Below are 15,060 nucleotides of genomic sequence, written 5' to 3'. Positions count from 1 at the left end.
CACCAGGTGCGTGCCGCGACCCCCCAGGGTCGCCCATGACCACCACCCCCGCTTTCGTCCCCGCTCAACTCGTCGGCCGACAGGCCGTGCTCGACACCCTCGATGGATTCGTGCGACGGCTGGAGGACGGTGTCTCGGACATCGCTGTCGTCACCGGTCCCGTGGGCTCCGGCCGCAGCGCCGTCCTCGAATGGGCCGTCGACCGGGCCCGCGCCTCGGGTCTCGCCGTCGGTGTCGCCCGCTGTTCACCCCGCGAGTCCCAGCTCCCGTACGGCGCCATCACCCAGCTGCTGGGCACGTTGTGCCGGCCCTCCCGGATCGGTGCCCTCGCCTCCGGCATCGGCCCCACCAGCAGACCCACGGACGCCGTGGCCCGCATGTGCGACACGCTCCTGACGCTGTCCGCCGGCAGACCCGTGCTACTGGCCGTGGACGACCTCCATCTCGCGGACGCCCACTCCCTGCGCCGGCTGGTCGACCTGATCCACCGCGCCCGGCAGGGCGCCGTCCTCGCCGTCGTCACCTCCCCCGTGCCGGTCCGTCAGGTCCTGGACGCGGCGGGAGCCCAGCCCGCGGCGCCCTGCCCGGTACACGCCCTGCGCCTCGACGCCCTCACCACCGCCGAGGCGTGCCGCGTGGTCGAGGCCCGCGTCAGCCACCCCCTGCACTGGTCCGCACTCACGGTGGCCGGGGTCGCCGGCTGGTCCCCCGCCGTCCTGCACGCCGTCGCCGACCGGATCACCACGCTCGGGCGCCCCCTGGACACCGAGGCCGTACCGCAGCTCATCGCCGCCGCCCGCACCGCCTGGTCCACCCGCGCCCTCACCACCGTGCACGGCCTGCCCAAGAACGCCGTGGCCCTGCTGCGGGCCACGGCCATCGGCGGGGACCAGTTGGAGCCGGCCCGGCTCGCGGCCCTCGCCGGCCTCGACGCCACCGGCTTCGCCGACGCCGTGGACGCCCTGCGGGCCTGCGGGCTGCTCGCCGACACCGACATCCCCCGGCTGCGGCACCCCTGGTTCGCCGATGACGTCCTGGCGGGCATGACCGGGCCCGAGCTCGACCGGCTGCACCGTCGCGCCGCGTCGCCGCACGGCAAGGAGGCCCTGCGCGTCGGCACCGTCGCCGAACTGCTCGGCGACGTCACCTCGCTCGTGCGCTCGTGGACGGCCTCTGGCCTCGCCTCCTCCGCGCGCCCGCGGCAGGCGGCCGACCTCACGACCGCGTCGCTGCGGCACTCGCCGTGCGAGCCGGTGACCGAGGCCGAGCGGGCCCGGCGCCTGATCCGCATGGCCGCCGCCGAGGCCGTCACCGCCCCGCAGGCCGCGGACGGCCGACTGCGCCAGGTGATGCTGCGCCACCTCAGCCGCGAGACCTGGCCGGACGTGCTCAACGCCGCCGACCTGCTGCTCAGCCGCGGCGACGCCGAGACCGCGCGCTGGGCGATCGCCGACGCGCACCAGCGGGCTCTGACCAAGATCCCGGACGAGGAGCTACGTCCGCTGCGCGCCCTCGGTCGGCTCGCCCACAAGGAGAAGGGCGGCCTACCGCTCGTGGCCCCGCCCCCCATCCACTCCGACCGGCCCGGGCACCCCGCCCAGTCCGCCGTGCTCGCCTGGACCCTCGCCACCCGCGGCGACGACCGGGCCCGGGTTCTCGAACTCGCCCGCACGGCGCTCGACGAGCCCGGATCCGTGCCGTTCATGTGCCGCATAGCCGCGGCCCGGGCCCAGCTGTGCGCGGACGACGCACCCGCCGGCCTCGATCGCCTGGACGCCGTCGCCGCGGACGCCCGCCGCTCCGACGCCCTCGCGGCGGCCGCCCAGGCCCTGCTCAGCCGTGCCGAGGCACAGATACGCCTCGGCCTCGGCGAGGAGGCCCTGCGCGAGCTGACCGCCGCCACACGGGCCCTCCCACCCGCGTCGTGGCACAGCCTCCTCGCTCCCCGGCTCGCCGCCGCCGAGATCCTCGCGCTGATCCGCTGCGGCCGCGTGGACGAGGCCAGGCGCGCCTCGGAACGCGCCCGGAGCCGGCCCGAGGGCCACAGCGTCACCACGGCGTTCCTGCTGTACGCCCGCGCCGAACTCGCCCTCATCGACCGGGACGCCGCCCGTGCCCTGCTGCTGCTCGAGGAGTGCGGCCGCATGCTGCGGGCCAAGCGCTGGCGCAACCCCATGCTCATACCGTGGCGCAGCGCCGCGGCCGTCGCCCACCATCACCTCGGCGCCCCCGCCACCGCGGACGACCTGCTCGTCAAGGAGCGCGATGTCGCCGAGTGCTGGGGGACGTTGAACGCCTTCACGGCGTTGCGCGCCCGCACCCACGAGGCACTGGCGCGCAACGGCGTCGAGGTCCCCTGGGCAACCGCCGAGACCGACCGGCCCGCCCAGCCCTCACCGTCCTCCCGGTCCGCCCAGGACAGCCTTACGGCGACGCCCGACGCAACCGCCCCGGAGCCGGACCCGCTCACGCCGTCCGAGCGCGACGTGGCCGCCCTCGTGCTGGCCGGTCTGGCCAACCGTGAGATCGCCCGCCAACTGGGCCTGGCCACCCGCACGGTCGAGCTGCGGCTGACGCACACCTACCGCAAGCTCGGCGCGAACGGGCGCGCCGCCCTCGTCGCCCATCTGCGAGCCCGGCAGGAGGACGGCTGATCCATGCTGCTGGAGCGCGAGGAGGAACTGGCCGTACTCAACGAGGCGGTCACCGAAGCCCGGGCGGGCACCGGCGTCCTCCTCGTCGTCGAGGGCGGCACCGGCACCGGCACCACGGCCCTGCTGAACCGGCTGGCCGAGCGGGCAACGGCGAACGGCGCCCTGGTCCTTCGCTCGGGCGGCATCCCCGCCGAACGCAGCGTCCCCTTCGGTGTGCTGCGCCGGCTCGTGCTTCCGCTGGTCGCCGAGCGTGACCTGCCCGCTCCCCTGCTCACCGCGGTGCCGCCCATCGCCGCCGACCCGGGCCACTCCGGGCCGGACGACGAGGCGGGCGCCGCCGTGCGCGCCGACACGCTCCACTGGCTGCACATCCTGTTCGCCGGCCTCAGTGCCGAGCGGACCGTGGTGCTCGCCGTCGACGACCTGGGCTGGGTCGACGACGACTCCCTGGAGGCACTCGCCCATCTCGCCGCGCGCCTCGACGGCCTGCACATGCTGCTGGCCGTGGTCCGCAAGGACGGCCTCGGCACCCGCGACCCGCTCGTCGGCGAGATCTCCGCGGCCGCCACGCACCGCATCCGGGCCCGCGGCCTGTCCCGCCGGGGCACGGCGGTGCTGGCGGCCCGGCACTTCGGGGACGGCTGCCCCGACGAGTTCCTCCGGACCTGTCACGACGTCACCGGGGGCCGGCCCAAGGATCTGAGGGTGCTGTGCGACCGGGCCCGGCTCCGGCGGCTCGGCGCACCTCACTGGCACACGCAGCGCCTGCGCGGGCTGGGCGAGTCGCTGCATCGCGAGCGGCTGCTGTCGCTGCTGCGGCGCGAACCCGTCCTCGACGCCTTCCTCAAGGCCACCGCCGTGCTCGCCGACCACGCCACGGACGACCTCGTCGCCCGGCTCGCGGGTCTGACCCGGCAGCAGTGCGCGTACGCCCGTGAGGTCCTCACGCACGCGTGGCCGCCCGCGGTCGGCCAGGGCAAGGCCGCCCACACACGCGCGGCCTGCGCCGTCGTCCTCCAGGCCATGGGGGACGAGGAGAGCTCCCGCCGCCATCGGCAGGCGTCCGCCGCTCTCGACGCGTGCGGCGCCGGACCGGAGGAAGTCGCGGTGCCGCTGCTGCACGTCGACCGGATCGGCGACCCGTGGGAGATCCACCAGTTGCGTGCCGCGGCCGCGGCCGCCCGCCGCCGAGGCGCGCCGGAGACGGCCGTGCGCTATCTCGGCCGTGCCCTCGTCGACGTACCCGCCACCAGCCATGTCCGCGCCGAGTTGCTGTACGAACTCGGGGTCACCGAGCTGGACCTCAAGTCCCCGGCGGCGGGCCGACACTTCGTGCAGGCCGCTCGGCTCATGCCGCGGCTGCGGCGCCGTGCCGAGGTCGTCTCCAGCACCCCGATGGACATCGTCCGCAGCGATCCCGAGGTCGCCGCCCTCGTCCGGGAGACCGCCGCCGGTCTCGGGACTCCGCGGGAGGGCGACCGGCAGGGCGCGTACCTCGCGATGCGGCTGGAGGCCCGGGCCCGGTACGCCGGGCTGGAGGACCCCGGCCTGGTGACCTCGGCGACGCGCCGGCTGCTCGACCTCGGCGAGCAGCGCTACGGCGCCTCGGCGGCCGAACGCGAACTGCGCACCGTCCTCGTGTTCTCGGCCGCCGTCGGCGGGCAGGCCGACCACCGCACGGTGGCCCGGATGGCGCGGCAGGTCCTGGAGGAGGAGCCGGCGCACAGCGCTCTGACCGGTCTGGCGCTCGAACTGCTGCCTGCGGTGCTCTACTGCACGGACAGCCCGCACTTCGCCGCGTCCTGGCTGGACGCGGCGCGCCTGCACGCCTCGCAGCAAGGCGACCGTACGACGCTGTCCCTGGTCGAGGCGGTGCACGGTCTCGCGCTGCTGGCGCGGGGCGAGGTCGGTGCGGCCCGGGAGTGCGGCGTGCGTGCCCTCGCGCTGACCGAGGGCGGGACGGCCAGGGACAGGGTGCACGTCACCCTTCTCCTGGGGAGCGTCGCGCTCGAAGTGGGCGACGCCGAACGCGCCGGGCGGCTCCTTGAGCCCGCCGAACCGCCCGCCGACCTGCGGATGTTCGCCCTGTTCGGGGCGCTGAACGGGATGCTCGCGGAGAACCGCGGGAATCTGCCTGTGGCGCTCGCTCACTACCTGGACTGCGGACGCGTCCTGGAACGCGCCGGGTGGGTGAATCCGGCGTTCGCGCACTGGCAGATGCGGGTCGCCCTGATCCACCACCGCGCCGGCAGGACCGCCGAGGCCCTCGCTGTCGCCCGGTCCCATCACGAACGCGCCCTGGCCTGGGGCGCGCCGACCACGCTGAGCCGTGCGCGGCGTCTGCTCGGCTTCGTCACCGAGGGCCCGCCGGGCATCGAGTTGCTGCGGCAGGCCGTCGACCTCGTCGAAACGGAGGGCAGCCGACTGGAGTTGGCCCACGCCCTCACGGAACTGGGCAGACGTCTGCAACGGGAATCCGCCGCGGACGGCGACCGGCTCTTCCGACGCGGCCGTCGACTGGCCACCGAATTGGTCAACGCGCCGGCCGACACCGGGACCGGCACCGCCGCACGCTCGGCGCGGGCGCTCTCGGCCGGGCTCACCCCGGCCGAGACGAGAGTGGCGGAACGCGCGGCACGCGGTCTGAGCAACAGGGAGATCGCGGAGGAACTCGAAACGAGTCTACGGGCCGTGGAAAGACACCTCACGAGCTCCTACCGCAAATTCTGCATTACTGGCCGGGAACAACTGGCCCACGCGATGGGAATAAACGAAACCCGGTAGCCTGCCCAGGACTGCATTGATCCATGCCGCCGACCTGCGCGGAGTTTTGTTCTTTGTGTTCACGGCATCCAGGGAACGCAAATCCACCGATTTCCCCTCGCCTTCGCTCCCGCACACTCCGACGGATCGATCCATGTCCCGGCAGTCGCGCTGACGTGCGCAACTCCTCACTTTTGTGTTGCCTGTGCGTCACGTTCGCTGGTTACCGACGGTACTCAAAAGGCACCCGCATACGGGACCGCAATGCGTACCGAACCACCGCCGGAGGACACCGCAGTCTTAGTGGTGAATAGGGCCTTACGAACCCTGCATGCCTTGACATGTATTTTCAATCGATGGCAATGTCATGGGTGAAGGAACACTCCCCGCTGCGGGATGCACCACTGGTCATGAGCGCTGAGAGAGAGTGGCCCACCCCCCATGAAGAACGCCGGCCTAGACTCCGTAGAGATCCTCCCCGACGCACCGCGGAACTGGTCCCCGGAACCGTATCGCGAGAATTATTTAGCGCTTTTCGAGCAGTCCCTCGTTTGCATCGCGAACCTCGATCTGGAATTCCGGATAATGGAGGCCAACCGGTCCTTCGCCCATCAATTCGACTGGAACCCCGGGCAGGGCACGGGAAGGGACTTCTGTGAACTCCTGCACCCCAGCGTGCAGGGCAAGCTGAAGAACGAGTTGATTCGCCTGGCGGACGGTCAGAGCCCCCGGTTTGCCGACCACTTGGTCGCGTTGGGCGCGAAGGACGCCGTATTCCGCGGCGAGATGACCGGAATCGCCGTACGGAGTGGTGTCGGCCGGGTGGACCGCATTCTGGTACTGGTCGACCCGGAGCAGTCCGAGAACGGTCCGCAGATCGCCAATGCACGGCGCAAACTGTTCAGCCCGATGCACGCCCGCATTCTGGAGGGGGTGGCATCAGGCGAGTCGACGGTCCAACTCGCCACGAAACTCTTCCTCAGCCGCGGCGGAGTGGAGTATCACGTCTCCTCTCTGCTGCGGAAGATGAAGGTGACCAACCGGCCGGCGCTGATATCGAAAAGCTATTCCCTCGGTGTCTTCGCCGTCGGTCAGTGGCCACCGCGGGTACGCCCGGAGTTCGTGTCCGACTGACCACGGCCTCTTCAGTGCTTCGAAGGCCCCGCCGTTTCCGTCGGCGGGGCCCGGGTCTTTTCAGGACCCGGCCGCACGGGCGGCGTCGAGCTCCGTGAGGATCTCGGCGTACACCTCGTTCAGGTGACCGGTGAGGAAGAAGTGGCCGCCGGAGAAGACCCGCATACGGAAGGCACCCTCGGTGTGGTCGCGCCAAGCCTCGGCCTCCGCCGGCGTGGTGCGCGGGTCGGCGTCGCCGGTGAGGACCGTCAGCGCACCGCGCATCCGGCGGCCGGGCGGGCAGGTGTAGGTCTCGATGGCGCGGTAGTCGCCCCGGATCGCGGGCAGCGCCATCCGCAGCAGCTCGTCGTTGCCGAACACGGCCGCGTCGGTGCCGTTGAGGAGCCGCAGCTCGGTGATCACGCCCGCGTCGTCCTGCTGGTGCACCTGCTCGTCCCGGTGGGAGGACGGGGCGCGCCGGCCCGAGGCGACGACGGCGCGCGGCGGATTGGCGCCGAGCTCCTCCAGCCGCAGCGCCGTCTCGAAAGCCAGGACGGCGCCCATGCTGTGGCCGAAGAACACCGTGGGCTTCTCGCTGAGTTCGCGGATCTCCTCGCACAGCAGGTCCGCGAGCTTGCCGATGTCCTCGACGCACGGCTCGGTGCGCCGGTCCTGACGTCCCGGGTACTGGAGCGCGACCACATCGGCCTCCGGGGCGAAGCGCACCGACACCGGGTGGAAGAAGCTGGCCGAACCGCCCGCGTGCGGAAAGCAGACCAGCCGTACGGCACTGCCGGCGGAGGGGTGGTAGCGGCGGATCCACGCCGTGGTGGCGTCGTCGGCGATACGCGACATGGGCGTCCCTTTCCAGAGCGTTCGTCGGTGCGGCGGCCGCAACCGGCCCGCCGTCGCCGCCCATTGAACGCGGGCCGCCACCCGTAAAACCCTAAACTTCCGGCGCCACGGGGTTCGGTCGCGACCGGTTCGTGCACGGCCGCGACCGGTTCCCCGGATGAGCTCTGTGCTGTGGCCGCCTCAGCCGACGGGTCTGCGCTCGGCGGCGAGGACGGCCGCGAGTCCGCCCCGCCCCCGGATGCCGAGCTTGCGGTAGACGCTCGTGAGATGGAACTCCACGGTGCGCTGGGTGAGGAACAGGGCCTCGGCGATCTCCCGGTTGGTGGCTCCCGCGGCGGCACGCTCGGCGACCTGCCGTTCGCTTCCGCTCAGCGCGTCGGTCGGTGACTCGGTGCCGCGCCGCAGCCGTCCGCCGGCCGCACCGAGGGCGGGCACGGCCTGGTCGAGGAGCTGCCGGTCGCCGCACAGCACGGCGATGTCGATGGCGCGGCGCAGCCGTTCGCGCGCACCCTCGGAGTCACCGCGCTCCAGCAGCCGCCGGCCGAGCAGATACTCGGCGCGGGCGTGCTCCAGGCGGCCGGGACTGCCGTCGAGGAGACGGGAGGCCTCGGTCAGTTCGTCAATGCCGGTGTCGCCGGGCGTGAGCACACCGCGCGCGACGGCGAGCATGCCCTGGGCCCGGGGCGTGCCCCAGCGCCGCACCGCCGGCGCCACCCGGTCGACGACGTCCCGTCCCTCGCCGTACCGGCCGAGGTCGGCGAGGACCTGCGCGGCGTCGTACCACCAGGGCGCCAGCACGGGGTTGCCGATGCCCGCCTCGGCGAGGCTGTCGCCGCACCGCACGAGATGGCCGAGCGCTCCCTCCAGGTCACCGAGCGCGGCACGGGCGCGGGCCCGGCTCATCATGTAGGTGTGCGACTCCAGTGCGAACTCGTCCAGGCGAGGCCGGCGCACCAGGTCGAGCAGCTCCTCGGCGCGGCGGGCGTCGCCCCGCAGGACCATGACGTCCGCGAGGGTGCACTGCGGGCCCACGGCACTCTTCACATGCAGATCGCGGTGGACGAGATCGAAGGCGAGCTGTGCGTCCGCCAGCGCCTGCGCGATGTTGCCGGACCACAGGTGCACCTGGGCGCGGGTGGTGGAGACGATGGCGCTGTTCCAGGCCTGGCCGCGTTTTTGGGCGTGTTCGAGCAGGGTCGTGAGCACGAACTCGACGGGCTTGATCTCGTCGGCGAGGTAGAGGGTGAGGCTGGCGCCCAGGGCACCCCAGCCGCCCAGGGAGACGTCCCCGACCCGCAGGACCCGCTGGGCGGCCGGGACCAGTTCGGCGGCGGGGCGGCCCTCCAGGGTGCCGAGCGCGCACAGCATGCCGAGCAGCAGACGCTCCTCGGCGGTCTCGCCGGGCGGCAGGGTGTGCTCGCGGAACCGTTCGCTGACGCGGCGCACGGTGGACTTCTCGTCGAGCCCGGAGACCAGTGCCATCGCCTCCACGAGGGTGCGCAGTGCCTGTTCGTCCGGGGTGTCGCCGAGTTCGGACTCGACCATGAACAGGGTCTCGCCGACCAACTCGAAGGCCCGCAGCGAGTTCTGCGCGCCGAGGGAGGTGATGACGTACTGAAGGACTAGACGGCAACGCAGGCGCGGGTCCGTGGCGAGGGACAGCGCGTGTTCCAGCCGGCTGAGCGCGGTGGGGTGGTCGGAGTGGGCGAGGACGCGAGCGGAGGCGGACAGCAACTCGATGTCGTCGAGGTCGTAGCGCAGGGCGCGGGAGAGGTACTGGCCCGCGGTGGCGGGTGCGCCGCGCTGCTCGGCGCCGAGGGCGGCGGACCGTAGGACGGTGACCATCCAGGGCTCGGGCACCTCGGGCAGGTGCATCAGCTGGACGGCGGCCTGGTCGCTGGGGCGCCCTGAGTCGTTGAGCAGGCGTGCGGCGCGTTCGCGCAGTGCGAGGCGTTCCTCGGCCGGCGTCGCGTCCAGGACGGCCTGGCGCATGAGGTCGTGGCGGTAGGCGAGGGAGTCGGGTCTCAGCAGTCCGGCGGCGCGCAGGGCGTCGACGGCGCCTGCGGCGGGGCCGGGCGTGGTGCCGGCGAGGGCGGCGACGGGTTCGATGTCGTCGGACTCCAGGACCGCGAGCGCCTTCGCCACGGCGAGCCGTTCGGGGGTGAGCCGGTCGAGGTGGAAGCGGGCCACGGTGCCGTGCCCGAGGCCGTCGCGCAACACGTCGGCGTCGAGTGCGGCGTCCGGGGCGCGGTGCCTCAGCTCGCGGGCCAGGAGCTGGACCAGGAACGGGTTACCGCCGGTGAGCTCCACGCAGCGTGCCACGACGGAGGCGTCGGGCGTGACGGCGAGGGACGCGGCGAGCATGTCGCACACCGCGTCGTCGGTGAGCGGCTCGACGTCGACGGTGAGGCAGGAGGCGGCGTCGGCCATCTCGTCCAGCACGTCGGGGCGCGCGGGCTCGACCTCGGTGCGCAGGGTGAAGAGCAGGGCGACCGGCAGTCCCTCGGCCCGTCGCAGCAGGAAGCCGAGCCAACGCAGCGACGCCTCGTCGCACCACTGGAGGTCGTCGACAGCGAGGACGAGGGGGCGCTCGGCGGCGAGCGAGGCGGTGAGCCAGTACAGGCCGTGCATGACGCCGTACATGTCGGCGGGCCGGCCGTCGGGGTCGCCGTCCGTCGTGAGGGCGGGCAGGGCGAGCGCGGCGCTGCCCGCCAGCGCGACACTGCCGGCCAGTGACGGGGCGGACGTTGCCTGTTGGGGCACTAGAAGCGGATGCCGCGCCGGGTCGTCGGTGAGGCCGAGCGGTGCGAACAGCCCGCGCACGGCCTCGTAGGCGGCGCCGCCGCTCTCCTGGCATTTGACGGTGAGGACGCGGGCGTCCGCGTCCGGTTCGGTGAGGGCGTGCATCAGCCGGGTCTTGCCGATACCGGCGGGTCCGCGCAGCAGGACGGCGCGTCCTTCCCCCGTACCGTGAAGGTGCTCACGGATCAGGGCGAGTTCGAGGTCTCGACCGACGAGCGTGGGCTCGTCTTCCGCCTTCAGGCCGGAGGTTGAAGCCACCGCGTCTCCTGTATTGCCCCGCCACACACAGCAGTTGGCGGGATGGACGAATCGAACGACCCTCTTCTCGTCCGATCATACGCACGAGCAGGGCTGTTGCCCGCCCGCGCGCGATGCGGTCGCGTACCCCCCAAGCCGCGTTCACACGTTCACGGTTGCCAACGCTCGACCGGCCTCTCGCGTCCTGTCGCCGGTCAGGGGGTCGACTCGGAGTCAGCCGGTCCGGTTCAGCGGGCGGCCGAGGCGCGGAAGATGAGCGGGATTCACATTTGAGTGTGGCGCACTACACATGAGTGGCATGGCGAGCCGACGCCCCAAGTCTCGGGAAATCGTCAGTGCCGGGACGGCAGGCTCGGTCCCATGCCGCACACACCGCAGTTGCCCGTGCTCGACACCGACTCGCGCCCCGTGTTCGCCCCCAGCCCGCTGCGGGCGCTGCGGGACGAGGCACCCGTCCGCCGCGTGCGGACACCGGCCGGCGACGAGGCCTGGCTCGTCACCCGGCACGCCGAGACGAAGGCACTTCTCCACGACGAGCGGCTGGGCCGCTTCCATCCCACCCCCGCCACCGCGCCCAAGTACGTCGACAGCCCGCTCGTGGAGATGCTGATCATCGACGACGCCGACACGGCCCGGGAGATGCACCGCCGGTCCCGTGCCCTGCTCGGTCCGCAGTTTGCGGCGCGCCGTATGCAGGAGCTGAGACCGCGGGTGGCCGCCGCCGCGCAGGCGATCGCCGCGGACTTCGCGGACCGTGAGCAACCCGCCGATCTGCACCGGCACTTCGCGCTGCCGTACTCGCTGAGCATCCTGCACGAGCTGATCGGCGTGCCCGCCGAGGAGCGGGAGCGCGCCACGCAGCTCCTCGCCGACATCGGCCGGGTCGGGAAGGACGGCGAGGCCGCACCGGGCCCGGGCCCACTGTTCGCCCTGTTCGGCGCGCTCGCCGAGGCCAAGCGGACCGCACCGCGGGACGATGTCCTGACCCGGCTCGTCACCGCCGGCGTCCCCACCGAGCAGGCCGCCGCACTCGCCGCGACACTGCTGATGGCGGGCCTGGAGAGCGTGGCGAGCTTCATCACCCTGGGCGTCGCACTGCTCACCCGCCCCCCGGAGCGGCTGCGGACGGCGCTCGACGACCCGGAGGCGATGGCCGGACTCGTGGAGGAAGTCCTGCGCAACGGCAAGCAGTCCGGCTCCGTCCTGCCCCGCTACGCCTCCGGCGACATCAATGTCGCCGGGGTCACCATCCGGGCCGGCGACCTGGTGCTGCTGGACTTCGCGCTGGCCAACCACGACGAGCGCGTCTTCGAGCACGCCGGGGAGTTCGACCCGGGACGTGCGCCCAACCCGCATCTGTCGTTCGGGCACGGCATCTGGCACTGCCTCGGCGCCTCGCTGGCCCGTATCGAACTGGCGGAGGCGTTCACCGCGCTGTTCGGGCACATGCCGGAGCTGCGGCCGACGGTTCCGCACGAGCAGCTCGTGACCAGTGCCGGGCGGCTCGTCGGCGGGCCCGCCGAACTGCCGGTGCGGTGGTAGCGAAGCGGTCCCGGCGCACAGCCCCGAACCGCGTGCCGGAGCTTCGGATCCCGTGCCAGGACTAGGGATTTACCCGCCGGGAGCGGCCCATCCTTCGTGTCACATCGGGGTCCGGAAGTCCCGGTGCACCTCCCGGTGAGAGGGGACGGCACGTGACAGCGACAGACTCGAAGGACGACGCCGCACGGCAGGTCGACTTCCCGTTCCGCCGGCCCGGCGAGCCCTTCCCCCCGCCCGGCTACGCCGAGTTGCGCGGGCGGGACGGGCTGGCGTGGTCGATGATGCCGGGCGGCCAGCGCGTCTGGCTGCTGACCCGGTTCGAGGACGTGCGGGAGGCCCTCCTCCACCCGCACCTGAGCTCGGACTCCCGCAACGAGGGGTTCCCCACCCCGGGCCGTACCGGCGGGCCACCCGCACAGACCCAGATCCCCGGCTGGTTCGCCACCCTCGACCCGCCCGAGCACGACCGCTACCGCAAGATCCTCATGCAGGACTTCACCGCACGGCGGATGAAGGAGCTGCGCCCCCGCATCCAGAAGGTCGTCGAGGACTGCGTGGAGTCGCTGGCCGCCAAGGGCAGCCCGGCCGATCTGGTCGCGGACTACGCGGTACCCATCCCGTCACTGGTGATCTGCGAGCTGCTGGGCGTGCCCAACGCCGACCGGGCCTTCTTCGAGTCCCGTGTCTCGGTCCTGGTCACCCTGTCCGCCACCGACGAAGAGCGGGACCAGGCCACCACGGAACTCCTGCGCTACCTGGGCCGGATGGTCACCATCAAACGGCACCGGCCGGGTGACGACCTCATCAGCACGATGCTCGCCGCCGGGGAACTGGCCCCGATGGAGGTCGGCGGAGCGGCTCTGCTGCTGCTCATCGCCGGCCAGGAGACCACCGCCAACAACATCGCCCTGGGCGCGGTCCCCCTCATGACGCATCCGGAGTGGATCGGCGACCCGGGCATCGTGGACGAACTGCTGCGGTTCTACTCCGTCGCCGATCTCGTGCCACTGCGGGTGGCCGTGGCGGACGTGGAGATCGGCGGCCAGCTCATCAGGGCCGGCGAGGGCGTGGCACCGCTGGTGGCCGCCGCCAACTACGACGACGGCAGGTTCGCCTGCCCGCACGCCTTCGACCCGAGCCGCTCGGCCCAGGGCCATGTCGCCTTCGGCCACGGACGGCACAAGTGCCTGGGCCAGCACCTCGTACGCGTCGAGATGGAACTCGCCTACCGCGTCCTCTTCGAGCGGCTGCCCGGCATCCGGCTCGACTGCGCCGCCGAGGACCTGCGTTACAAGGACAACGGCGTGCTGTACGGGCTCGCCGAACTCCCAGTGCGCTGGTAACCCTCCGGCCGCCGAGCCGCCGCGCGCGACTCGTGCCTTTCGTGGTCGCGCACCTCGGCACCTCGCACCGAGCCGCTTCGCCGACCGAACCGGACAGAACCCGACAGAACCAGGATTTCGCATGCCAGCAGATCTGACCCGGCTTCCCGCCACCGCACCGGTGTCCGACGTCACCGCCGTCCTGGAACGCGACGGCGGTGTGATCGTGGAGAACCTCGTCGACGAGACGACCCTGAAGGGTCTGTGGGACGACCTCGGTCCCGCCCTCGACGGCGTCGGCTACGGGGACAGCTCGTTCACCGGCCAGCGCACCAAGCGGCTCAGCTCCCTGTTCGCCCGCTCCCGGCACATGGAGCGCATCGCGCTCGACCCGGTGTACCTGGGCGCCGCCCGGGACCTGATCGAGCGCCCCTCGACGAACTGGTTCGGCCGACAGCGCACCGATCTCGCCCCGAACGTCCAGGTCAGCATCACCCAGGTGATCCAGATCTGGCCCGGCGAGACCGCGCAGCCGCCGCACCGCGACGACATCGCGCATCTGCTGCCCAGCCCCGGCCCGACGAACCGGGTCCAGATCATGCTGGCGATGAGCGAGTTCACCGAGGAGAACGGCGCCACGATGGTCTACCCGGGCAGCCACCTGTGGGAGGCGGAGCGCGCGCCGCGCCCGGAGGAGGCGGTGCAGGCGGAGATGGATCCGGGGTCCTGCCTGATCTGGGTGGGCGGTCTGTTCCACGGCGGCGGCGCGAACCTCGCCGACGACGCGCGCACGGGCCTCACGCTCGCGCTGGTGCGCGGCAACCTGCGCCAGGAGGAGAACCAGTATCTGGCCGTACCGCGGGAGATCGTCCGCGAGTACCCCGAGGAGCTTCAGCGACTGCTCGGCTGGGGCCTGTGCCCGCCGTTCCTCGGCTGGTACGAGCAGGAGGATCCGATCCGTCTGCTCGACGGCTGACCACCATCGCCGTACGGCGTCACCACGTCGAGGGCCGCCGCGCACACCGCGCGGCGGCCCTCGACGTGTTCAGCGCTCCAGCAGCCAGGTGTGTACGGCGCGCGCGGTGGTGTCGGCGTCACCGTCCAGCAGACTGACGTGGGTGCCGGGCACCTCCACCGCCTCGTGCGACAGCGGCCAGCTGGGCCGGCCGGCGCCCAGGAGCAGGGCAGGGTCGTGTTCGGCGGCGGCCACGAACAGGGTCCGCGGCGCCTCGGCGGCAGGCGCGGGCCGCCACCCGTCGAACAGGCGGCCGTAGTGGGCGGTCGCGGTGAGCTGGTCGGCGTCGACGGGGACGTCGGGGAAGTCGCGGATGAGCCGGCAGGAAGTGGCGACCATGGCGAGCGCGAGGTTCTCGTCGGGCGTCTCCGGCGAGTCGAGCAGCACCAGGGCACGCGGCGGTGCGCCCGCCTCGGCCAGTACGGCGGCCAGGAGGTGGGCCTGCCAGCCGCCGGAGGAGTAGCCGACGAGGGTGAGCGGCTTGTCCCCGATGGCGGCGAGGACGGCCTCCGCCTGCCGGGCGGCGGCGGCCTCGGGGCTGTCCGGCAGCGCCTCGCCGGCCGCGTATCCCGGCGCGGGCAGTACCCATACGTCGCGGCTGCCGTGCAGGGCGGCGGCGAACCGGGAGTACTGGTAGGCGGTGACGGGTGCGACCAGCGACGGCAGGCACAGCAGGGCCTCGCCCTCGATGCCGGTGGCGAGCCGGACGGGCCGGGGGGCGGGGGCGGTCGTGCCG

At 72.7% G+C, this 15,060-nt stretch carries 9 protein-coding genes; 6 read left to right on the top strand and 3 right to left on the bottom strand.

Annotated elements, in window-relative coordinates:
• Positions 1-35: 35 nt before the first annotated feature.
• The 3 genes from FPZ41_RS49640 to FPZ41_RS37435 all read left to right on the top strand — a co-directional run bounded on the left by FPZ41_RS49640 (position 36) and on the right by FPZ41_RS37435 (position 6,551).
• Positions 36-2,654 (top strand): AAA family ATPase, encoded by a 2,619-nt coding sequence (locus FPZ41_RS49640; RefSeq protein WP_152868126.1) that lies wholly within the window; start codon positions 36-38, stop codon positions 2,652-2,654.
• Positions 2,655-2,657: 3 nt separating this feature from the next.
• Positions 2,658-5,438, top strand: coding sequence for an AAA family ATPase (locus FPZ41_RS37440; protein ID WP_152868124.1), 2,781 nt, complete (start codon positions 2,658-2,660; stop codon positions 5,436-5,438).
• Positions 5,439-5,858: 420 nt separating this feature from the next.
• The gene (locus tag FPZ41_RS37435; protein WP_152868122.1) at positions 5,859-6,551 is read left to right on the top strand and encodes a LuxR C-terminal-related transcriptional regulator; all 693 of its coding nucleotides are present in this window, start codon (positions 5,859-5,861) and stop codon (positions 6,549-6,551) included.
• A 60-nt stretch (positions 6,552-6,611) separates the two neighbouring features.
• Here FPZ41_RS37435 and FPZ41_RS37430 read toward each other — a convergent pair whose 3' ends face one another.
• Both FPZ41_RS37430 and FPZ41_RS37425 read right to left on the bottom strand, forming a co-directional pair.
• A complete protein-coding gene (locus tag FPZ41_RS37430) occupies positions 6,612-7,385 on the bottom strand; it encodes a thioesterase II family protein (RefSeq protein ID WP_152868120.1) in 774 nt (257 codons plus the stop codon).
• A gap of 180 nt (positions 7,386-7,565) precedes the next feature.
• Complete coding sequence (locus tag FPZ41_RS37425; protein ID WP_322621221.1) at positions 7,566-10,445, bottom strand: ATP-binding protein; 2,880 nt, start codon at positions 10,443-10,445, stop codon at positions 7,566-7,568.
• 360 nt (positions 10,446-10,805) lie between these two features.
• On the opposite strand from FPZ41_RS37425, the gene FPZ41_RS37420 reads away from it, so the two are divergent.
• The 3 genes from FPZ41_RS37420 (at position 10,806) to FPZ41_RS37410 (ending at position 14,285) form a co-directional block, all read left to right on the top strand.
• Positions 10,806-11,987 (top strand): cytochrome P450, encoded by a 1,182-nt coding sequence (locus FPZ41_RS37420; protein WP_152868118.1) that lies wholly within the window; start codon positions 10,806-10,808, stop codon positions 11,985-11,987.
• A 152-nt stretch (positions 11,988-12,139) separates the two neighbouring features.
• Complete coding sequence (locus FPZ41_RS37415) at positions 12,140-13,330, top strand: cytochrome P450 (protein WP_322621220.1); 1,191 nt, start codon at positions 12,140-12,142, stop codon at positions 13,328-13,330.
• Positions 13,331-13,451: 121 nt separating this feature from the next.
• Positions 13,452-14,285: a phytanoyl-CoA dioxygenase family protein gene (locus FPZ41_RS37410; protein WP_152868116.1), complete on the top strand. Its 834-nt coding sequence runs from the start codon at positions 13,452-13,454 to the stop codon at positions 14,283-14,285.
• A 69-nt stretch (positions 14,286-14,354) separates the two neighbouring features.
• Here FPZ41_RS37410 and FPZ41_RS37405 read toward each other — a convergent pair.
• Positions 14,355-15,060, bottom strand: a 706-nt coding sequence (locus FPZ41_RS37405) for an alpha/beta fold hydrolase (protein ID WP_152868115.1), incomplete at its 5' end; no start/stop codon positions are given.

This window comes from Streptomyces acidicola (genome assembly GCF_009377235.1).
GTDB lineage: Bacteria > Actinomycetota > Actinomycetes > Streptomycetales > Streptomycetaceae > Streptomyces > Streptomyces acidicola.
The sequence above is the reverse complement of the archived record's forward strand: the minus strand, read 5'-3'. Positions and strand labels throughout refer to the sequence as shown.

Excerpts from the sequence above, each read along its gene's own strand:
- FPZ41_RS49640 (WP_152868126.1), top strand. The coding sequence starts at position 36 with ATGACCACCACCCCCGCTTTCGTCCCCGCTCAACTCGTCGGCCGACAG.
- FPZ41_RS37440 (WP_152868124.1), top strand. The coding sequence starts at position 2,658 with ATGCTGCTGGAGCGCGAGGAGGAACTGGCCGTACTCAACGAGGCGGTC.
- FPZ41_RS37435 (WP_152868122.1), top strand. The coding sequence starts at position 5,859 with ATGAAGAACGCCGGCCTAGACTCCGTAGAGATCCTCCCCGACGCACCG.
- FPZ41_RS37430 (WP_152868120.1), bottom strand. The coding sequence starts at position 7,385 with ATGTCGCGTATCGCCGACGACGCCACCACGGCGTGGATCCGCCGCTAC.
- FPZ41_RS37420 (WP_152868118.1), top strand. The coding sequence starts at position 10,806 with ATGCCGCACACACCGCAGTTGCCCGTGCTCGACACCGACTCGCGCCCC.
- FPZ41_RS37410 (WP_152868116.1), top strand. The coding sequence starts at position 13,452 with ATGCCAGCAGATCTGACCCGGCTTCCCGCCACCGCACCGGTGTCCGAC.